The organism is Azospirillum largimobile, assembly GCF_977007025.2.
The window spans coordinates 1,925,696-1,945,020 of the sequence record NZ_CDRMUA020000001.1 but is presented as its reverse complement, the minus strand read 5'-3'; the positions used below and the strand labels follow the sequence as shown (position 1 = coordinate 1,945,020).

General features: G+C 67.8%; 25 protein-coding genes. 18 read left to right on the top strand and 7 right to left on the bottom strand.

The genetic code is table 11. The annotated features are described in order from the left end of the window. Positions 1–32: 32 nt before the first annotated feature. On the bottom strand, positions 33–977 hold the full coding sequence (locus tag ACWPKK_RS09125) for a UDP-glucose 4-epimerase family protein (RefSeq protein WP_452002997.1): 945 nt from the start codon (positions 975–977) through the stop codon (positions 33–35). A 172-nt stretch (positions 978–1,149) separates the two neighbouring features. Here ACWPKK_RS09125 and ACWPKK_RS09120 point away from each other — a divergent pair, with 172 nt between their 5' ends. Beyond that, complete coding sequence (locus ACWPKK_RS09120; RefSeq protein WP_452002995.1) at positions 1,150–2,199, top strand: glycosyltransferase family 2 protein; 1,050 nt, start codon at positions 1,150–1,152, stop codon at positions 2,197–2,199. On the opposite strand, the gene ACWPKK_RS09115 is transcribed toward ACWPKK_RS09120, so the two are convergent. From ACWPKK_RS09115 to ACWPKK_RS09105, 3 genes are read right to left on the bottom strand one after another with little or no spacing between them, the layout of a single operon-like run. Then, positions 2,161–3,012 (bottom strand): glycosyltransferase family 2 protein, encoded by an 852-nt coding sequence (locus tag ACWPKK_RS09115; protein WP_452002993.1) that lies wholly within the window; start codon positions 3,010–3,012, stop codon positions 2,161–2,163. The two genes, ACWPKK_RS09120 and ACWPKK_RS09115, sit on opposite strands and share 39 nt — an antisense overlap. Positions 3,013–3,017: 5 nt before the next feature. Beyond that, the gene (locus tag ACWPKK_RS09110; RefSeq protein WP_452002991.1) at positions 3,018–4,022 is read right to left on the bottom strand and encodes an MraY family glycosyltransferase; all 1,005 of its coding nucleotides are present in this window, start codon (positions 4,020–4,022) and stop codon (positions 3,018–3,020) included. Positions 4,023–4,056: 34 nt separating this feature from the next. Then, positions 4,057–5,040, bottom strand: a complete 984-nt coding sequence (locus tag ACWPKK_RS09105; RefSeq protein WP_452002988.1) for an NAD-dependent epimerase/dehydratase family protein — start codon at positions 5,038–5,040, stop codon at positions 4,057–4,059. A 168-nt stretch (positions 5,041–5,208) separates the two neighbouring features. Between ACWPKK_RS09105 and ACWPKK_RS09100 the strand changes: the two genes are divergently transcribed. Together ACWPKK_RS09100 and ACWPKK_RS09095 are read left to right on the top strand one after the other, a co-directional pair. Beyond that, complete coding sequence (locus tag ACWPKK_RS09100) at positions 5,209–5,547, top strand: hypothetical protein (protein ID WP_324866076.1); 339 nt, start codon at positions 5,209–5,211, stop codon at positions 5,545–5,547. Between the two features lie 35 nt (positions 5,548–5,582). Then, a complete protein-coding gene (locus tag ACWPKK_RS09095; RefSeq protein ID WP_324866074.1) occupies positions 5,583–5,729 on the top strand; it encodes a hypothetical protein in 147 nt (48 codons plus the stop codon). Positions 5,730–5,881: 152 nt separating this feature from the next. Here the strand turns inward: ACWPKK_RS09095 and ACWPKK_RS09090 are convergent, their stop codons facing one another. Continuing rightward, positions 5,882–6,313, bottom strand: coding sequence for a GNAT family N-acetyltransferase (locus ACWPKK_RS09090; RefSeq protein ID WP_452002984.1), 432 nt, complete (start codon positions 6,311–6,313; stop codon positions 5,882–5,884). Between the two features lie 163 nt (positions 6,314–6,476). On the opposite strand from ACWPKK_RS09090, the gene dcd reads away from it, so the two are divergent. The 3 genes from dcd (at position 6,477) to ACWPKK_RS09075 (ending at position 8,920) form a co-directional block, all read left to right on the top strand. Then, positions 6,477–7,031 (top strand): dCTP deaminase, encoded by a 555-nt coding sequence (gene dcd, locus ACWPKK_RS09085; protein ID WP_014248468.1) that lies wholly within the window; start codon positions 6,477–6,479, stop codon positions 7,029–7,031. 52 nt (positions 7,032–7,083) lie between these two features. Further along, positions 7,084–8,376 (top strand): UDP-N-acetylglucosamine 1-carboxyvinyltransferase, encoded by a 1,293-nt coding sequence (gene murA / locus ACWPKK_RS09080; RefSeq protein ID WP_324866068.1) that lies wholly within the window; start codon positions 7,084–7,086, stop codon positions 8,374–8,376. A 64-nt stretch (positions 8,377–8,440) separates the two neighbouring features. After that, positions 8,441–8,920 (top strand): DUF2948 family protein, encoded by a 480-nt coding sequence (locus ACWPKK_RS09075; RefSeq protein WP_452002982.1) that lies wholly within the window; start codon positions 8,441–8,443, stop codon positions 8,918–8,920. Between the two features lie 42 nt (positions 8,921–8,962). Here the strand turns inward: ACWPKK_RS09075 and ACWPKK_RS09070 are convergent, their stop codons facing one another. Further along, positions 8,963–9,319: a hypothetical protein gene (locus tag ACWPKK_RS09070; RefSeq protein WP_452002979.1), complete on the bottom strand. Its 357-nt coding sequence runs from the start codon at positions 9,317–9,319 to the stop codon at positions 8,963–8,965. Between the two features lie 132 nt (positions 9,320–9,451). On the opposite strand from ACWPKK_RS09070, the gene ACWPKK_RS09065 reads away from it, so the two are divergent. Beyond that, a complete protein-coding gene (locus ACWPKK_RS09065; protein ID WP_452002976.1) occupies positions 9,452–10,024 on the top strand; it encodes a type 1 glutamine amidotransferase domain-containing protein in 573 nt (190 codons plus the stop codon). Positions 10,025–10,190: 166 nt separating this feature from the next. On the opposite strand, the gene ACWPKK_RS09060 is transcribed toward ACWPKK_RS09065, so the two are convergent. Beyond that, on the bottom strand, positions 10,191–10,859 hold the full coding sequence (locus ACWPKK_RS09060) for a LuxR C-terminal-related transcriptional regulator (protein ID WP_014248463.1): 669 nt from the start codon (positions 10,857–10,859) through the stop codon (positions 10,191–10,193). A 469-nt stretch (positions 10,860–11,328) separates the two neighbouring features. On the opposite strand from ACWPKK_RS09060, the gene ACWPKK_RS09055 reads away from it, so the two are divergent. From ACWPKK_RS09055 to ureG, 11 genes are all read left to right on the top strand, one after another. Next, the gene (locus ACWPKK_RS09055) at positions 11,329–11,985 is read left to right on the top strand and encodes a LuxR C-terminal-related transcriptional regulator (RefSeq protein ID WP_452002973.1); all 657 of its coding nucleotides are present in this window, start codon (positions 11,329–11,331) and stop codon (positions 11,983–11,985) included. A gap of 90 nt (positions 11,986–12,075) precedes the next feature. Continuing rightward, positions 12,076–12,942 carry an urease accessory protein UreD gene (locus tag ACWPKK_RS09050; RefSeq protein WP_452004755.1) on the top strand — a complete coding sequence of 289 codons (867 nt, stop codon included), beginning with the start codon at positions 12,076–12,078 and terminating at the stop codon, positions 12,940–12,942. A gap of 123 nt (positions 12,943–13,065) precedes the next feature. After that, a complete protein-coding gene (locus tag ACWPKK_RS09045) occupies positions 13,066–13,257 on the top strand; it encodes a hypothetical protein (RefSeq protein WP_452002971.1) in 192 nt (63 codons plus the stop codon). Beyond that, positions 13,254–13,754, top strand: coding sequence for a hypothetical protein (locus ACWPKK_RS09040; RefSeq protein ID WP_452002969.1), 501 nt, complete (start codon positions 13,254–13,256; stop codon positions 13,752–13,754). Before ACWPKK_RS09045 ends, ACWPKK_RS09040 begins: the two co-directional genes overlap by 4 nt. A gap of 127 nt (positions 13,755–13,881) precedes the next feature. Further along, a complete protein-coding gene (locus tag ACWPKK_RS09035; protein WP_014248459.1) occupies positions 13,882–14,184 on the top strand; it encodes an urease subunit gamma in 303 nt (100 codons plus the stop codon). Between the two features lie 11 nt (positions 14,185–14,195). Then, the gene (locus ACWPKK_RS09030) at positions 14,196–14,501 is read left to right on the top strand and encodes an urease subunit beta (RefSeq protein ID WP_452002967.1); all 306 of its coding nucleotides are present in this window, start codon (positions 14,196–14,198) and stop codon (positions 14,499–14,501) included. A gap of 24 nt (positions 14,502–14,525) precedes the next feature. Next, positions 14,526–16,235 (top strand): urease subunit alpha, encoded by a 1,710-nt coding sequence (ureC, locus tag ACWPKK_RS09025; RefSeq protein WP_452002965.1) that lies wholly within the window; start codon positions 14,526–14,528, stop codon positions 16,233–16,235. A 146-nt stretch (positions 16,236–16,381) separates the two neighbouring features. After that, positions 16,382–17,224 carry a glutamate racemase gene (murI, locus tag ACWPKK_RS09020; RefSeq protein ID WP_452002962.1) on the top strand — a complete coding sequence of 281 codons (843 nt, stop codon included), beginning with the start codon at positions 16,382–16,384 and terminating at the stop codon, positions 17,222–17,224. Further along, positions 17,224–17,706 (top strand): urease accessory protein UreE, encoded by a 483-nt coding sequence (locus tag ACWPKK_RS09015; protein ID WP_452002960.1) that lies wholly within the window; start codon positions 17,224–17,226, stop codon positions 17,704–17,706. The genes murI and ACWPKK_RS09015 overlap by 1 nt, the downstream gene beginning before the upstream one ends. A gap of 94 nt (positions 17,707–17,800) precedes the next feature. Next, positions 17,801–18,580, top strand: a complete 780-nt coding sequence (locus tag ACWPKK_RS09010) for an urease accessory protein UreF (protein ID WP_452002957.1) — start codon at positions 17,801–17,803, stop codon at positions 18,578–18,580. After that, positions 18,577–19,221 (top strand): urease accessory protein UreG, encoded by a 645-nt coding sequence (gene ureG / locus ACWPKK_RS09005; protein ID WP_098739331.1) that lies wholly within the window; start codon positions 18,577–18,579, stop codon positions 19,219–19,221. Before ACWPKK_RS09010 ends, ureG begins: the two co-directional genes overlap by 4 nt. Positions 19,222–19,325: the final 104 nt, after the last annotated feature.

Below are 19,325 nucleotides of genomic sequence, written 5' to 3'. Positions count from 1 at the left end.
GTTCGTTCGTTCGGCTTGTTTCGACGTCGCGATCAGCCGCGGGAAGCTTTGAACCATTCCGCCGTGGCGCGCAACCCGGTCGCAAGGTCATGGGGCGGGCGCCAGCCAAGCCTGTTGCGGATGGGAGCGTCATCCACCGTCAGCGTGCCGGCCAGACGGTCGAACATCGCCCGCGTCCCGGTCAGCGCCGCGCCCAGCGCCATCAGCCCCTGCGGCACCGGGATCAACCGGGCCGGACGGCCGAGCGCGGCGGCAATGGCGCGCACCAGATCGGCGGTCGACAGCGGCTCCCCATCCTGGACCAGGAAGGTCTGTCCGGCCGCATCGGGATGCTCCAGCACCGTCACCACCGCATCGGCGAGGTTGCCGACATAGATCAGGCTGCGCCGGTTGCGGATGCCGCCCAAGGGCAGTGGCAGGCCGGTCGCCACCAGCTTCAGCAGGGCGCGCATGTTGCCGGCGGCGCCGGGCCCATAGACCAGCGGCGGGCGGATCACCGCGACCTCCATGCCGGTGCGGGCCGCGATCTCCGCCAGCGCGCGTTCGGCTTCCAGCTTCGACACGCCATAGGGGCTGTGGGGGTCGGGCGTCGTCGCGGCGTCCAGCGGGGTGGGGCGGCTTTCGTCCACCATCGCCTTGATGCTGCTGAGGAAGACGAAGCGCTTCACCCCGGCCGCGGCCGCCTGCTCCGCCAGCCGGACGGTGCCGGCGGTGTTGACGCGGCGGAACTCCGCCAGCGGATCGGCGGCGGTGTCGCGCATCACATGGACGCGGGCCGCCATGTGGATCACGGCGTCCACACCGGCGAGTGCGGCCGTCCAGTCGGTGTCGGGGCCGATGTCGCCGACGACGGCCGGCTCCCACGGCCCTTCCGAGGCGGTGCGCAGGGCCGCGCGCACCTGATGTCCGCGGGCGGCCAGCAGCGGGACGGTGTGGCGGCCGACGAAGCCGGTGGCGCCGGTCAGGAGTACGCGCATGTGCGGGATGGTCCGGGCTTGGTTGGTATGGTGGACTGAGGAACGATTTATTATCCGGTTTGGCCAGGGTGCGCCACGGCGCAAGGTCCCAGGCACCTTTTCCGGCTTTCGGTCGATGAAGGGAATGGTTATAAGCTGGACAGGGACGCGTGAATAAGGACGCTACCAAGACATGTCACATCTCGTGGACGATGCGAATGATCGGCACAGCCGAATCATCATCGTCAGCTTTAATTGCGCCGACTTCGTCAATCGCGTCATTGGTTGTCTGCTCGACCAGACCGATCCCGCTTTCGAGGTGGTGATCGTCGACAATGCCTCGAAGGACGTCGACGGCATCGCTCTGCCTGCCGATCCGCGATTCCGCATGGTCCGGCTGGACACGAATGTGGGCTTCGCCAAGGCGAACAATGTCGGTGCCGCCGGTGCCACCGTTCCCTGGATCGTCACGCTGAACCCCGACGCCTTCCCGCGCCGCGACTGGATGGAGCGGCTGCAGGCCGCCGCCCATGCGCAGCCCGATGTGGCGATGTTCGGCTCGACCCAACTTTTCTCGCACGATCCCCGCATGATCGACGGCGAGGGCGACCAGTATTCCATCTTCGGCTTCGCCTGGCGGGTCAACTACCGCCGCATGCTGAAGCCGCCCTACTACAGCGGAACGGTCTTTTCGCCGTGCGCCGCCGCGGCCATGTACCGGCGCGACTATTTCGAGGCTGTCGGCGGCTTCGACGAGGATTTCTTCTGCTATTGCGAGGATGTCGATCTCGGCTTCCGCATCCGGCTCAGCGCCGGACCGGCGGTCCAGGTCGGCGACGCGGTGGTGGAGCATGTCAGCAGCGGCGTGTCCAAGCAGTACGGCACCTTCGCCCAGTATCACGGCGTCCGCAATCTGGTGTGGACCATGGTGAAGAACATGCCGCTGCCGCTGCTGCCGCTAGCCTTCTTCGGCCATGCGCTGCTGGTGGTCTATCTGGTGTTCCGCAGCCTGGGCAGCGACCGCACCGGCGCCATCGGCCGCGGCATCCGCGATGCCCTGTGCGGGCTGCCTCGCATGATCGCCAAGCGCCGCGTCATCCAGCGCGACCGCAAGGCCACGCTGGGTCAGGTCGCCGGCATGATCGCCTGGAACCCGCTGCTGCTGAAGACCCGCGGCCGGCCGGGGCTGCGGAAGTCGCACAGCTCAGACCAGCCGCCATCCGTGGGTGTTGAAAAAGCGTAGGGCGGAACGGGCGAACATCCGGATGTGCGCGCCGCCCTTGCGCGCCGCCTTGCCGCCGAAATGCACCATGCGCACCTCCGGCACATAGGCGATCTCACCCAGCGCCATCGCCCGGCGCGACAGGTCGAAATCCTCGAAATACAGGAAATAGCCGTCGTCGAAGCCGCCCAGCCGGGTCAGCGCATCGCGCCGGAACAGCATGAAGGCTCCGCTGACCTGCTCAAGCCCGGTGACGACGGCGTCGCGGGTGACGTCGCGCATCTCGTAGCGGTCGAGCCGCTGGGTGAAAATCCGCTTGACCGATGCAGGGGCGAAGGCGCGCAGGCCCAGATCCAGCACGGTCGGCCGGCGCTTGCACAGGAATTCCTGCTCGCCCGACGGGCCGAACACCTTGGGCGTCAGCAGGACGGTGCGTGGGTGCGCCTCCATATAGCGCCAGCCGGCCAGCAGAGCGTCGGGTTCCAGCAGGATGTCGTAGTTCAGGATCAGGTGATAAGGCGCGTCGCCCTGCCGGATCGCCAGATTGTGCCCGGCGCCATAGCCGACATTGCCGTGCCCTGCGATCAGCGTCACCGGCGGCCGCCCGGCTTCCGCATAGCGGTCCAGTAGCGCCCGAAACGGGCTGGAGCCTGGGTCGCTGCCCCCATGGCCGTCCTTTGGCGCGCCATTGTCGATGATCCACAGCCGGGTTTGCACCCCGGCCCCCTCGGCCAGCCGGTCGGCGGCGGCACCGATGGTGTCGAGCGAGCGGGCCAGCAGCTCCGGATCGGGATGGTAAAGGACGACCGACAGGTCGAGGAATGCAGCGGTCATCGGGATCACGCCTTCGACATGCGCGTCAGCGTCGCCAGCAGCAGCGCGACGGTCACCGCACCGGGCAGGAGCGTCCAGGCGCCGAAGCTTCCGGCGGCCAGCGCCGCGGCGACGAGGACGAGGCTGTAGCCGATGATGGTCAACACCACGCGGTCATGCCGTCCGGCGCCCTTGGCGGCCTTCTGGTAGAAATGCTCGCGGTGGGCCTGCCAGATCTTCTCGCCGCGCAGCAGCCGGCGCAGCAGCGTGATGGTGGCGTCGGTCAGGTAATAGGCAGGCAGAATCAGCGCCGCCGCCCAGTCGCCGCGCGCCGCCAGCGAGGCAAGCAGGAAGGCAAGGATATGGCCGAGCGGGATGCTGCCGACATCGCCCATGAACATGCGGGCCGGCCGCCAATTGTGGGTCAGGAACCCCGCAGCCGCCCCGGCCAGCGCCGCCCCGGCGACTCCGGTCAGCCCGAAATCGCCCATCGCCAGCGACACCAGCGCAACGCCGCCGCCGATCAGGATCGTTTCGCTGCCGGCCAGCCCGTCGATCCCGTCCATGAAATTGTAGAGGTTGACGAACCACAGCCACAGGAAGGCGGTCGCAGCTCGGTCGAGCCCCCAGGGCAGCCAGCCCTGCCACACCAGCTGGTCGGACGGCAGCGCCAGCAACCCGAAGGCCACCGCCAGCGCCTGCACCGCCAGCCGCAGCAGCGGCGACAGTTCCCGCCGGTCGTCCATCCACGACACGCCCATCAGCGCCAGCGTCCCCAGCAGCACCGCCCCCGTCTCCAGCGGCCGGCCGAAAACGATCCCGGCGACGGCGAAGACCGGCACCACCGTCAGCATCACCGCCCAGCCGCCGCCGCGCGGGGTGGGAGCCTGATGGCTCGACCGCTCGTTCGGGATGTCCATGATGCTGCTGGCAAGGAGGTAGCGCAGAACCCGCGTCGACAGGTACCAGCCGACGGCCAGACAGAGCAGGAAGACGCCGATCAGCGCGGTCGAATAGGCGGTGGAGGTCATGATGGCTCGGGCGGTGGAGGGAGCGGGTGGAAGGTCAGAGCTTGTGATAGCCCTTGTACCACTCCACGAAGCGGGGAAGGCCGATCTCTATCGGGGTCTTCGGTTCGAAGCCCAGCACTTGGCGGCTCAACTCGATGTCGGCGGCGGTCTCCTGCACGTCCCCGGCCTGCATCGGTTCCATCACCTTCACGGCCTCGCGGCCGAAGGCCTGTTCCAGCACGCCGATGAAGCGCATCAGCTCCTCGCACCGGTTGTTGCCGAGGTTGAAGACGCGGTGCGGGGCGCCGGTCTCCGCATCGACGGGGGCAGGGCGGTCGAGGGCTGCCAGCACGCCGGCGACGATGTCGTCGATATAGGTGAAGTCGCGCTTCATCTTGCCGCCGTTGAAGACGCGGATCGGCCGGCCGGCGGTGATGGCGTCAGCGAACAGCCAGGTCGCCATGTCCGGACGGCTCCACGGGCCATAGACCGTGAAGAAGCGCAGGCCGGTCATCGGCAGCTGATAGAGGTGGCTATAGGTGAAGGCCAGCATCTCCGCGGCCTTCTTGGTGGCGGCATAGACCGACACCGGGCTGTCGACCCGATCCTCCACCGAGAACGGCATCTTGCGGTTGGCGCCATAGACGGACGAGGTCGAGGCATAGACGAAATGCCGCAAGTCCGGCATGCGCCGTGCCGCCTCCAGCAACGTCACCTGACCGGTGACGTTCGCATCGACATAGGCGTAGGGATTCTCGATGGAGTAGCGGACGCCCGGCTGCGCCGCCAGATGGACCACGCCCGTCACGTCATTGAACTGCGGCCACAGACACTCCACCGTCGCGCGGTCGGAAATGTCGGCCCTGACGAAGCGGAAGCCGGGCCGGCCGGTCAGCCGGGCCAACCGCGCCTCCTTCAAGGCCACCGCATAATAGTCGTTCAGGTTGTCGAGGCCGAGCACGCTTTCCCCGCGGTCCAGCAGCGCAGCGACGACATGCGATCCGATGAAGCCGGCGGCACCGGTGACGAGGATGGTCATGGTCTCACAGTCCTTATGACGATGGTCCGACGGTCTTATGCCCCAGCGGCGGCCGGGGCGCCAGCCTGCATCCACGACCTTTCCGGGACCGGTTCGCACGCTTGACAGGCGCTCCACGCTGCCGGTCTACTGCGCGACCGCGACACATCAGGACCGATGGGACCATCGATGCCCCCGAAGAAGAATCCGCTGAACCTGAACCCGCTGCAGCTGCGCACCCTGACCCTGCTGCAGGAACTGGCCCGCCTGGAGAACAAGCCGGCCGAGGACGAGGAGGGTGGTTTCCAGATCACCGCCCTGCCGCATGCGCACGGCAACCACTTCCATCTGGGCCATTCCGTCGTTGCCGCCAAGGACGCCACCGGCCTGCAGAACGACGCCGTCTGGACCATCCTGGAGCGCAAGGGCATCGTGAAGCGCACCCCCGGCGCGGCGATCCTGACCGCGGCCGGCGTCGAGTACGACACCGGCCTGCGCGACCAGATCCTGCACCAGTCCAACCACTGAGGCCGGCCACCGAGGCCGGTTGCGGAGCCGCTCCGATGGACGACACCGCCGAGACGATGAAGGAACCGCCGGCTCCGGTGAAGCCGAAGCCGGCTGCTGCTGCCCGCGACGAGCGCCTCGCCGCCCGCCTGCGCGAGAACCTGCGCAAGCGCAAGGAGCAGGCGCGGCAGCGGGGGGAGTGAGTGGGAGTGTGGCCTTCGATTGCCCCCTCCCTAGCCCTCCCCCGCTTTCAGCGGTGGAGGGGACTGCCGCCGTTTCGCCTTAAGGCACCCTCTCCCACCGAAGGTGGGGGAGGGTCGGGGAGGGGGCGAGCGGCCGAAGGCCGCTCCACCCCCTAAACCAAATCCTTCCTGAACCAGATCTGCCTGTGTCCCGGCGGATAGCCCTCCATCTCCGCCCACACCTCGTATCCCAGCTTCGGGTAGAAGCCCGGCGCCTGGAAGTCGTAGGTGTAGAGCCGCGACCAGCGGCAGCCGCGTGTCCGCGCCTCCGACTCCGCCGCGGCCATCAGCCGACCGCCGAGGCCGCTGCCGCGGGTCGATTCGTCGACCCACAGCAGGTCGACATACAGCCATTCCCAGTTGGTGTAGCCGACCAGCCCGCCCTTCAGCGTGCCGTCCGCATCGCGGGCAACGGCCACCAGGTCGCGGCGGTCATAGGGACGGCCGAGCGACGCCTCGTTGTAGGCGCGCAGGCCGTCGAAGACTCCGGCCAAGTCGGCCGGGGCGGGGGTGTCCGTCACGGACAGGGTGAAGCTCTGGATCATGACGGGGAGCTTAGCCGCGGCGGCGGGCAAGACCAGCGCCGTGATAAAGAACCGTCCATGCGCCCCAAGCGGCCTACCTTTCCTTGAGCCCCGCCGCGTGCTCGGCTACAAACCAGCCTTCACGACCCTCAATCCAATCGATACGCCAAGGAGTACCCCCGCGATGGGCATCATGCCGGACAGCTGGATCCGCGAGATGGCCGAGACCAAGGGCATGATCGAGCCCTTCGTCGAGACCCAGAAGCGCGAAGGCGTGATCTCCTACGGCGTGTCGTCCTACGGCTACGACGCCCGGGTCGCCGACGAGTTCAAGATCTTCACCAACGTCGACAATGCCATCGTCGATCCGAAGCGCTTCGACGATTCGAGCTTCGTCGACCGCAAGACCGACGTCTGCATCATCCCGCCCAACAGCTTCGCGCTGGCCCGCACGGTGGAGTATTTCCGCATCCCGCGCGACGTTCTGGTCATCTGCCTGGGCAAGAGCACCTATGCCCGCTGCGGCCTGATCGTGAACGTCACCCCGCTGGAGCCGGAGTGGGAGGGCCACGTCACGCTGGAGATCTCCAACACCACGCCGCTGCCCGCCAAGGTCTATGCGAACGAGGGGCTGTGCCAGTTCCTGTTCCTGAAGGGCGACAGCGTGTGCGAGGTGTCCTACGCCGACAAGTCCGGCAAATACATGGGGCAGAAGGGCGTCACGCTGCCCCGGCTCTGAGCACTCCTAATCTGAACGCTCGTCAGAGCGTATCCGCGAAAGAAACAGGTCCATGGACAAGATCCGCATCCGCGGCGGCCGCCCGCTGAATGGCTCCATCACCGTTGGTGGCGCCAAGAACGCCGCCCTGCCGCTGATGACGGCGTCGCTGCTCACCGACGAGACGCTGACGCTGACCAACCTGCCGATCCTGGCCGACATCAACACGCTCTGCAATCTGCTGTTGCAGCATGGCGTGGCGATCCATATGGCCGGGGCGGGCGGCGATTGCGCCGGACGCGCCGTGGACTTCACCGCGCGCGACGTCACCAACACCACCGCCCCCTATGATCTGGTCCGCAAGATGCGCGCCAGCGTGCTGGTGCTGGGTCCGCTGCTGGCCCGCTGCGGCGAAGCCAAGGTGTCGCTGCCCGGCGGCTGCGCCATCGGCGCGCGTCCGGTGGACCTGCACATCAAGGGCCTGGAGGCGATGGGCGCCGACATCCGGATCGAGGCGGGCTACATCGTCGCCAAGGCTCCGGCCGGCGGCCTGCGCGGTGCGGAATACGTCTTCCCCAAGGTGTCGGTGGGCGCGACCGAGAACCTGCTGATGGCCGCCACGCTGGCCAAGGGCACCACCATCCTGGTCAACGCCGCGCGCGAGCCGGAAGTGACCGACCTCGCCGAATGCCTGGTGAAGATGGGCGCCAAGATCACCGGCATCGGCACCGACCGGCTGGTGGTCGAAGGCGTCGACCGCTTGCACGGCGCCCGCCACATGGTGGTGGCCGACCGCATCGAGACCGGCACCTACGCCATGGCCGCGGCGATCACCGGGGGCCGTCTTGACATCATGAACACCCGTCTCGATCTGATCAAGGCGGCGGTCAAGGCGCTGGCTCCGGCCGGCGTCGCCTTCGAGGAGATCGAGAACGGGATCCGCGTTTCGCGCGCCAACGGCGAACTGCACGGCGTCGATGTGATGACCGAGCCGTTCCCCGGCTTCCCCACCGACCTTCAGGCCCAGATGATGGCCCTGATGTGCACGGCCAAGGGTGCGGCGATGATCACGGAAACGATCTTCGAGAACCGCTTCATGCACGCGCCGGAGCTGACGCGCATGGGCGCGCGGATCACGGTCCACGGCTCGTCGGCCCTGGTGCGCGGCGTGGAGCGGCTGACCGGTGCGCCCGTGATGGCGACGGACCTGCGCGCTTCGGTGTCGCTGGTGCTCGCCGGGCTGGCGGCGGAGGGGGAGACGATGGTCAACCGCGTCTACCACCTCGACCGCGGCTATGAGCGGGTGGAGGAGAAGCTGGCCGCCTGCGGTGCGGAGATCGAGCGCATCCACGGCGGCGACGAGTAAGCGGCGGGGGCGCCCCTCCCGCCATCCCATAGAGGTTGGCCTTTCCCGAGAGGTGCCCTTGATTATGACGGCCATCACCCCGATCCGCCTGCGTGCCGAGGATGAGGAGGACCTGAAGGTCGTTTCCGCCTGCCTGCAGGACGCCATCCTGCCGGTCGGCGACATGTGCTTCCAGCCTGACGAGAAACGGTTCGTCATGGTCGTCAACCGCTTTCGCTGGGAGTCGGCCGACCAGCCCCGGCCCGGTCCCACCGCCGACGACGACGATCTGGCTCCCTACGAACGGGTCCATTGCGGCGTGCGGGTGGAGGGGGTGACCGGCGCAAAGCTGCGCGGCTTCGACCTGAAGGACCGCGGCCAGATGCTGGAACTGCTGTCGATGGAGACGGTGGAGGGCGGGGTCGCCCTGCATTTCGCCGGCGGCGGCTGTGTCCGGCTCGACGGGCCGTCGTGGCGCATGGTGGTGGAGGATCTGGGCGAGCCCTGGCCCACCGGCTGCAAGCCCTGCCACCCCGACGAAGCCGGTCCCGACCGGATCGCCTGAATGGCCGGGCGGAGCGTCGGTTCAGCGCTCCGCGAATGGGATCTAGCGCTCCGCGACCTGGGTATCGCGATGCAGGCGGCGGATCACGTCCTCCGCGGTCTTCTTGTAGGTGACGGTGTCCACGTCCTCGCCCGGCGCCAACTGCGAGCGGTGGACGGTGAAGAAGCGGTGGCCGACGTCCAGCATGCCGCTGGCCTCGACCAGGATGCTGTCATCCTTGCCGTTGGCGGCCGGGGAAACGGAAACGATCTGGCCCAACTCTTCGCCGAGCAGGCCGGTCACCTCCACGCCGACGAGGTCGTCACCGCCGCGCGGATCGGCGGCCAGCGCCGACTCGGCATGGGCAAAGGATAGGGTCGTCGCCAGCGCAAGGCCGGCCAACATGGTCTGGAACCGCATGAGTCGGGCTCCCATCGCTGATGTGTGTCTCGTATGTCACAATCAACATGGGAATTGCGGGACGGTTCCCACGGAACCATCCAGGGGTAATCCGGTTGCTGCGGTACGACCTTCAGCGAAGGAGACCCCTCCATGGCACAGAAACTCGACGGCAAGACCGTCGCCGTCCTCGCCACCGATGGTTTCGAGCAGGTGGAATTGACCGAACCGGTGAAGGCGCTCCGCGAGGCCGGGGCCACCGTCCATGTGGTCGCGCCCAAGGGCGGGCAAATCCAGGGCTGGAATCACCATGACCGCGGCGACATGGTCGATGTGAACGTGACGCTCGACCAGGCCGATGCCGCCCGCTACGACGCGCTGCTTCTGCCCGGCGGCGTGATGAACCCGGACTCGCTGCGGCTGGAGCCCAAGGCGATCGAGTTCGTGAAGAGCTTCGTCACGTCCGACCGGCCCATCGCGGCGATCTGCCACGGCCCCTGGACACTGATCGATGCTGGCGGCGTGCGCGGCAAGCGCATGACCAGCTGGCCGTCGCTGCAGACGGACCTGCGCAATGCGGGGGCGACCTGGGTCGACGAGCAGGTGGTGACCGACCACGGGCTGGTCACCTCGCGCAAGCCCGACGACATTCCGGCCTTCTGCCGCAAGATGATCGAGGAATTCTGCGAAGGCCGCCACGCCGGCCATCGCCACGCGGCGGAGTAGGGGGGCGCAGGATACTTGCGGCGCTAGACCCCCACCTATCCTCCCCCACTGGGTGGGGGAGGGACTGCCGCCACTCCCGCGAATATGCACTCGGTTTCCTCCCCCGCCCAGCGGGGGAGGATTAAGGTGGGGGGCATCGCCAGCCGACGCCTTCCCAACATACGCCCTACGCCGTCACCAACGGCGACAACCCGTTCTGGATCGCCCACACCGCGGCCTGGGTGCGGTTCTGCGCGTTGATCTTCCGCATCACGTTCTTGAAATGCATCTTCACGGTGGATTCCGTGATGTGCAGGTTTCGCGCGATGGCCTTGTTCGACTGGCCGGCCAGAAGGCAGCGCAGGATCTGGACCTCGCGCTTCGACAGGTCGCCGCTGGGCGGCATGGCGATGGGCGTCGGGGTGTGCTGCGGACGTTCGTTGGCGGCGGCCATCAACAGGCCGGCGACATGGGTGGGGTAGACCACCTCGCCCAGCATCACCAGCCGCAGCGACCGCAGCAGGCTCTCGCTCGACATGCTCTTGTTCAGATAGGCGTCGGCACCCGCCTTCAGCGACTGCGAAAGGCTGCGGTCGGCGATGGTGTCGGCCAGCACGACGATCCGCGCCGACGTGCCTTCGCGCAGGCGGCGGATACCGGCGATCTCCTCGGGCATGCCGTCCTGCAGCGCCAGCACGATCAGGTCGGGCTGGTCGCCGTCGGCGATGAGGTCGAGCGCGTCGTCGGCACTGGCCGCGTGGGCGCTGACCCGGAAGGGGCCGCCGCCGATCAGCGTCGCCAAAGCCGCCGAGAAAAGCCGGTCGTGGTCGACCAGCATCACAGTCCATGTCTTCATCGATCATCCTCCGCTGGGCCGCCCATTGCCGGGCGGCGGCGATCCCCCCTTTGATCTGCATCCCCTGGACCTTGGTCCGAAGACCAGGGCCAAGGACCGGGCCGACTGATCCGGTCCAGGCAGACTCCGAACATGAAAAATTAGAACAATATTGTTCGGAACAGCGGGCTTTACGCTTCGTGCCGGGATGATTTATACGGTTCATTAACCAACCGCGCAAGATGAGAACAGGAAAGTCACAGCCAATAGATCGGATTTGGGCAGAAATTGAACGGAGACCCGTTCATTCGATATTTAGAGGTAGGCGCGTCATAGAGCGGCGCGAATGAACCGCTTTCCCAATGGGGCTTTTTGGTGTTCTTGGCCCTTCTGAAAAGTGGTCCGCTGAGCATAAGGGGACACGATGGAGTTCGAGCTTCAAGCGCGCGGCAGTTCGCGTAGCGCGGGCAATCCGACGCGGATTTTTCTGGTGGTCGACGAGCAGCCGATGGTTCGCCACGGCTTCGCCCTGTCCATCGGCGAAATCTGCCCCGGAACGCGCGTGCTGGAGGCCGGGTCGTTGGATGAAGCGCTGGACATCGGCCGCAAGACTCCCGAACTGGCCCTGGTCCTGTACGATCCCGGCCCGCCGCGCCTGGACGATGCGGATGCCGGCGGCGGCGGCGCCATCGACGGGCTGCGCCGCCTGAAGGAAACGCTGGGCGAGGTGCCCGTCCTGATCCTGACCAACTCCGACGAGGTGGCGGACATCGTCGACAGCGTCCGCATGGGCGCCCGCGGCTATGTGCTGAAGACCAGCCCGCCGGAGGTGCTGGAGCATGCCATCTCGCTGGCGCTCAGCGGCGACGTCTTCCTGCCGCTGCCGCGCGCCGTGCTGAACGGAGCGCTGAGCGAGGGACCGCGCGGCAACGACGACATCCTCGACAGGCTGACCGACCGCCAGCGCGACGTGTTCGAACTGCTGCTGGCCGGCCATTCCAACAAGGAGATCGCCCGCGGCCTCGGCGTGCTGGAGGGCACGGTGAAGGTGCATGTCCGCGCCATCATGCAGAAGCTGGGCGTGCGCAACCGCACCCAGGTGGCGGTGGTCGCCGCCCGCAACGGCTGCTTCTCCGGCGAAGGATAGTCCGGACCTTCGTCCGCATTGCCTCAACCGTCCCGCTTCCGGCAGACTGGCGCCCGCAACATCCGGGGTGGGAGCGGGCGCTTGGTTCAGGTGGCGGTGGCCGACAGGCCGAAAGACGCAGGTGGCGAGGAAAAGAAGGTCGCTGTCCATGGCGCCGCCACCGTCCGGTTCGAGCATCGCCACGGCGAGACCCGGCTGGCGACGCTCTACCACCACGACCCGCTGCGGGTGCTGATGCCGACGCCGCGCCGGGACGACCTTCCCATCGCGGTGCTCGCCACCACGTCCGGCGGCATGGTCGGCGGCGACCGCATGGACATCGCGCTCTCGGTCGGGCCGGGGGCGAAGGCCCTGGTCACCACCCAGGCGGCGGAGAAGGTCTATCGCTCCACCGGCGCCGACTGCCGCATCGACACCACGCTGTCGGTCGAAGATGGCGCGTGGCTGGAATGGATGCCGCAGGAAGCCATCGTCTTCGAAGGTTCGCGCCTTCGCCGCCTGACCCGGATCGACCTGTCGGGCGACGGCCGCGCCATCGCCGGCGAGATGCTGGTCTTCGGCCGCGCCGCCTTCGGCGAGACGGTGACCCGCGGCCTGATCCGCGACGCCTGGGAGGTCGCCCGCGACGGCCGCCTGATCTGGGCCGACGCCCTGCATCTGGACGACGACATCGCCGAGGCGCTGGCCCACCCCGCCGGCTTCGGCGGAGCTGCAGCCTGCGCCACCCTGCTGCACGCTGCCCCCGACGCAGCCGGCAACCTCGATTCCGTCCGTGCCCTGGCGGAGCCGCTGGAGGGCGCGCGCATCGGCGCCACGGCGCTGGACGGTCTGCTGGTCGTCCGCATCCTCGGCGGCGACGCCCGTGCCGTGCGGCTGGCCTACGCCGCGCTGTGGTCCGGCCTGCGCAATGAGGCCGCCGGCCTGCCCACCCGCCTGCCGCGGCTGTGGGAGGTTTGACCGAGGCAATCGGCGCCGCGTTGCAATTGCTGCGAAGATCTCGCGTTTTTCCGCGAGTGTGATACCCTTTTCGAGCATGTGTGCGGAGCGTACGCAGAGCAGGGAATGTCAGGGACGTGGGCAATGGACTCCTACCGCAAGAACTACGAACCGCTGCCGGATACGGATGGGCTGGACGGCGTTCGCATGGGCAACGGCAGTGAGGTGCTCGATTACGACGCTGCGGTTCGGCATCTGGCGGCGTCCAGCGCATTCCTGGCCGAACGTTCGAAGCGGATGGCTGCGCGTATTGCGCAGGGTTCCGCGAAGGAATGAGCGACCGATTATCGACCCTGTTTCTCAAGCGGCGGCAGTTTCTCGTTGAGTGCGGTCGTGCCGCCGTCATCGCCTTGCCGGATGGTCTCCGCCCTGTTTTCCTGACGGAAAGCCTGCACCTCGATCAACTGGTTGAAGATTACGGCGCCTTGCGCGACCAGTTCGTGGCCCGCCACGGCATGGGCGAAAACCTCCTGGCAAACCACAAGGTTGCGGCCCTTTATGTCTGGCTGCTGTCCAAGGTGCCGGCGGAGTCGCTGTTCCGCTTTCCATCCGATGCGCCCGTCGACTCCCAGCGGCTGGTCATGGCGACCATGATGAATGCGGTGTTGGTGGCTCTGCTCGGTATCGATCCGGCGCGCGTGGACGGACTTCTGCAGGACGACATCGAGTACTGCTTGCTGAAGGAAGCTCCGGCGAATCTCGAGTGGCTGTGCTGCACGCTGCACGCCCATTGTCTGCTGAACGGTGCGCGGACCAACATCGCCCGTTACTGATGCCAAGCACTTTCAACCCCCTACGTCATACGACGCACTTGGCGCACCGCATCATCGTGGCATAATCGCTCCCAACCGGCCGGCAATGATCCGGTGACGAACAGGGTGGCGAAAGGGCAATCCCCCGATGAACCTGACAGGGCGCGAGAAGGACAAGCTGCTCGTCGCGATGGCGGCGATGGTGGCGCGGCGGCGGCTGGAGCGCGGCGTCAAGCTGAACCATCCGGAGGCGGTCGCCCTCATCACCGACTACGTGGTGGAGGGCGCGCGCGACGGCCGCACGGTGGCCGAGCTGATGCGCGATGGCGCCACCGTGCTAACCCGCGATCAGGTGATGGAGGGCATCCCCGAGATGATCCACGACATCCAGGTCGAGGCCACCTTCCCCGACGGCACCAAGCTCGTCACCGTCCACCAGCCGATCCGTTGAGGGGATACCCGATGAAACCCGGTGAAATCTTCCCGGCGGCCGGCGAGATCGTTCTGAACGACGGCCGCGCCACCGTCGAGCTCGACGTCGCCAATGCCGGCGACCGCCCGATCCAGGTCGGCTCGCACTTCCATTTCTACGAGACCAACGGCGCGTTGACCTTCGACCGCGAGAAGGCGCGGGGCTTCCGGCTCGACATTCCGGCCGGGACGGCGGTGCGCTTCGAGCCCGGCCAGACCCGCCGCGTGATGCTGGTCGCCTATGGCGGCGACCGGGTGGTGATCGGCTTCAACCGCATGGTCAACGGCGCCCTCTGACGGGCCGACAGGAAGGGCGAGAACATGGCGCACCGCATCGACCGGGCCGAATACGCGGCCCTCTACGGCCCGACCACCGGCGACCGCGTCCGGCTGGCCGACACCGACCTGATCGTGGAGGTCGAACGCGACCACACCGTCTATGGCGAGGAGGTGAAGTTCGGCGGCGGCAAGGTGATCCGCGACGGCATGGGCCAGAGCCAGCGCTCGCGCCACCAGGGGGCGGTCGACACCGTCATCACCAACGCGCTGATCATCGACCATTGGGGCATCGTCAAGGCCGACATCGGCATCACCGGCGGGCGCATCGCTGCCATCGGCAAGGCCGGCAACCCCGACGTCCAGCCCGGCGTCGACATCATCATCGGTCCGGGCACCGAGGTGATCGCGGGCGAGGGCAAGATCGTCACCGCCGGCGGCATCGACGCCCACATCCACTTCATCTGCCCGCAGCAGGTGGACGAGGCGCTGAACAGCGGCGTCACCACCATGCTGGGCGGCGGCACCGGCCCGGCCGCCGGAACCGCGGCGACCACCTGCACGCCGGGGCCGTGGCATATGGAGCGGATGCTCCAGGCCGCCGAAGGGCTGCCGATCAACCTGGGCTTCTTCGGCAAGGGCAACACCAGCCGTCCCGACGCGCTGCTGGAGCAGATCGCCGCCGGCGCCTGCGGCCTGAAGCTGCACGAGGATTGGGGCACCACGCCTGACGCCATCGACACCTGCCTGACCGTCGCCGACCAGCTGGACGTGCAGGTGGCGATCCACACCGACACGCTGAACGAATCCGGCTTCGTCGAGGACACCATCGCGGCGTTCAAGGGCCGCACCATCCACACCTTCCACACCGAAGGGGCGGGCGGCGGCCATGCGCCGGACATCATCCGGGTGGCGGGGCTCAACAATGTCCTGCCCAGCTCGACCAACCCGACGCGGCCCTTCACCATCAACACGGTGGACGAGCATCTGGACATGCTGATGGTGTGCCATCACCTCAGCGCCCGCATTCCCGAAGACGTCGCCTTCGCCGAAAGCCGCATCCGGCGCGAGACCATCGCGGCGGAGGACATCCTGCACGACCTGGGCGTCTTCTCCATGATCTCGTCTGACAGCCAGGCGATGGGCCGGCTGGGCGAGGTGATCATCCGCACCTGGCAGACCGCCCACAAGATGAAGCTTCAGCGCGGCCGCCTGCCGCAGGAGACCGGCGACAACGACAATTTCCGGGTCAAGCGCTACATCGCCAAATACACCATCAACCCGGCGCTGTCGCACGGCATCGGCCATGTCGTCGGCTCGGTAGAGGTCGGCAAGCTGGCCGATCTGGTGGTGTGGTCGCCGGCCTTCTTCGGGGTGAAGCCGGACATGGTCATCAAGTGCGGCACCATCGCCGCCGCGCTGATGGGCGATCCCAATGCCTCGATCCCGACGCCGCAGCCGGTGCATTACCGCCCGATGTTCGGCGCCTTCGGCCAGGCGATGCAGGCCAGCAGCGTCACCTTCGTCAGCGCCAAGGCGATGGAACTGGAGGTTGGACGGCAACTCGGCCTGCACCGCGAACTCATCGCCGTCCAGGGCACGCGCACCGTCGGCAAGAAGGACATGATCCACAACGACGCGACTCCGCACATCGAGGTGGACCCGGAAACCTACGAGGTGCGGGCGGACGGGCAACTGCTGACCTGCGAACCGGCCGAGGTCCTGCCGATGGCGCAGCGGTATTTTCTGTTCTGAGGCGCTTTTTTTAATCCCCTCCCCCGCCCAGCGGGGGAGGGTTAGGGTGGGGGGGATGCGCTTCGAGGATTTCTTCGGCTGCGCCGAACCCCCTCATCCCAACCTTCTCCCCAGGGGGGAGAAGGAGTCTTAGGCAGGGTCTATTCGTGATCGGTGTATTCGACTCAGGACATGGCGGGTTGACGGTGCTGCGCGCCCTGGTGGATGCGGCGCCCGACCGGCCCTTCGTCTATCTCGGCGACCATGCCGCCGCTCCCTACGGCCCGCGCAGCGAGGACGACATCTACCGGCTGACCATCGCCGGGATGGACCGGCTGTTCGCCCAGGGATGCCGGCTGGTCGTCATCGCCTGCAACACCGCAGCCGCGGTGGCGCTGCGTCGTCTCCAGCAGGAATGGCTGCCATCGGCCCATCCCGGCCGCAACGTGCTGGGCGTGCTGGTGCCGATGGTGGAGGCGATCACGCGGGTTCCCTGGATGATCGACACCGTGCCGCCGGACCATCTGGCCGAACCGCGCACAGTCGGCATTTTCGCCACCGCGGCCACCGTCAACTCCGGCTCCTTCCCGCGGGAGATCGGCAAGCGCGCGCCTTCCGTCCGCGTCGTGCAGCAGGCCTGCCCGGACCTCGTCCCGCTGATCGAGCGCGGCGCGTCGGATGCAGAGATCGAACCGGCCGTCGCCGGCTATGTCCGCGTGCTGCTGGACAAGATGGGCAGCCAGCCGCTGGACACGGTGGTGCTGGGCTGCACCCACTACCCGCTGGTCCGCCACCTGTTCGCCCGCGCGCTGCCGCCGGGGGTGGAGGTGCTGTGCCAGCCGACCCTGACCGCCCGCTCGCTGGAGCAGTATCTCGACCGTCATCCCGAATACCGGCCCGAACCGGCTGAACGGGGTTTACGCTTCTTCACCACCGGGGACGCAGCGCTGGTCAGCGAACTGGCCGGCCGCTTCTTCGGCCACCCGACCCCCTTCGAACGGCTTAGCTGATGACCGATCCCACCCGCCGCGCCACCCGAGTGCATGCCCGCGGCCATTGGCCCGCCGAGCAGGCGGCCGGCACCGTGACGCTCGCCTTCGACGACCGCTTCCGCCGCCGCATGGCGATGACCGACGATGCCGGCGGCTCCTTCCTGCTCGACCTGCCGCGCGCGGTGGCGCTGGACGACGGCGACGGGCTGGAGTTGATCGACGGCAGCTTCCTGCGTGTGGTCGCCGCGCCGGAAGACCTGATGGAGGTCCGCGTGCCCGGCCCGGTGGAGGCCTTCGCGCGGGTGGCCTGGCATCTCGGCAACCGTCACCTGCCGGTGCAGATCGTCGGCGACACCATCCGGCTGCGCCGCGACCATGTGATCGAGGACATGCTGCGCGGGCTGGGGGCCGAGGTGCGTGACGTCAGCGCGCCCTTCATGCCGGAAGGCGGCGCCTATGGCGGGCACTCGCATGGCGGCGGGCATGGGCATTCGCACTGATAAACCCCTTCTCCCCCCCGCTCACGCGCAAACGGAGTTTGCGCTGACGCGACAGGCGGACCCATGGTCCGCCGAAAGCGGGGAGAAGGTTGGGATGAGGGGGTTCGGCGCAGCCGAAGAAATCCTCGACGCGCATCCCCCTCACCCTAACCCTCTCCCCGGGGGGGAGAGGGGACAAGATAGCGTCTCCACCCACGCCCTGACGCGCCTGCTGGCGTGGCTGTCGCCCAGCTTTCCGGTCGGCGGCTTCTCCTACAGCCATGGGATCGAGGCGGCGGTGGAGCAGGGGTTGGTGCGGGACCGGGCGACGATGATCGTCTGGCTCGACGGTATCCTGCGCCATGGCGCCGGGCGCACCGACGGCATGCTGTTCGCCGCCGCTCATCGCGCGGTGCTGGCGGGGGACGAAGCCGCCTTCGCCTGGGCGGTGGAGCGCGCCGACATCCTGCGCGCCTCATCCGAAACCGCGCTCGAATCGCGGGCGCAGGGGCAGGCTTTCCTGCTGGCGATCCGCGCCGCATGGCCGCACGACGAGTTGCCGCGCTGGGATGCGGTCATCGCCTCCACTGGCCGGCCGGTCGCCTATGCGGTGGCGGTGGCGCTGGTGTCGGCGCTGATCGGCGTAGCGGAGGGGCCGGCGCTGACCGCCTACCTGCATGCCTTCGCCGCCAACCTGGTGTCGGCCGGCGTCCGCCTGGTGCCGCTGGGCCAGACCGATGGGCAGCGCGCGTTGGCGGCGCTCGACCCCATCACCCATAGCGCGGCGGAGGCGGCGCTGGCGACCCCGCTCGACGATCTCGGCGGCCGGGCGATGGCCGTCGACTGGACCTCGATGATCCACGAAACCCAATATACGAGGCTGTTCCGCTCATGAGCGCTCTCCCCGCTATCGAAAAGAGCCACGCCGGTCCGCTTCGCGTCGGCATCGGCGGCCCTGTCGGCTCCGGCAAGACCGCGCTGACCGACGCGCTGTGCAAGCGCATGCGCGAGGATTGGGAGGTCGCGGCGATCACCAACGACATCTACACCAAGGAGGATGCCGAATTCCTCACCCGCTCCGGCGCGCTGAAGCCGGAACGGATCATGGGGGTGGAGACCGGCGGCTGCCCGCACACCGCGATCCGCGAGGATGCCTCGATCAACCTCGCCGCCGTCGACCAGATGAACGCGAAGTTCCCCAATCTCGACCTGATCTTCATCGAATCGGGCGGCGACAACCTCGCGGCCACCTTCTCGCCGGAACTGGCGGACATCACCATCTACGTCATCGACGTGTCGGCCGGCGACAAGATCCCGCGCAAGGGCGGGCCGGGCATCACCCGGTCGGACCTGCTGGTGATCAACAAGACCGACCTCGCCCCGATGGTCGGCGCCAGCCTGGAGGTGATGGACCGCGACGCCCGCAAGATGCGCGGCGACCGCCCCTTCGTCTTCGCCAACGTCAAGGCGGGCGAGGGCGTGGACGCCATCCAGTCCTTCATCGTCCAGCGCGGCGGTCTGCCCCTGCCGGGTTGAGAGTCTTACATCCGAAGACACAACCGCAGGAAGACCGGCGCACGGGAACCTCCGGCTTGACCATGCTGTTCATGCAGCATGAGACGATTCAAGCCGGAGGATGC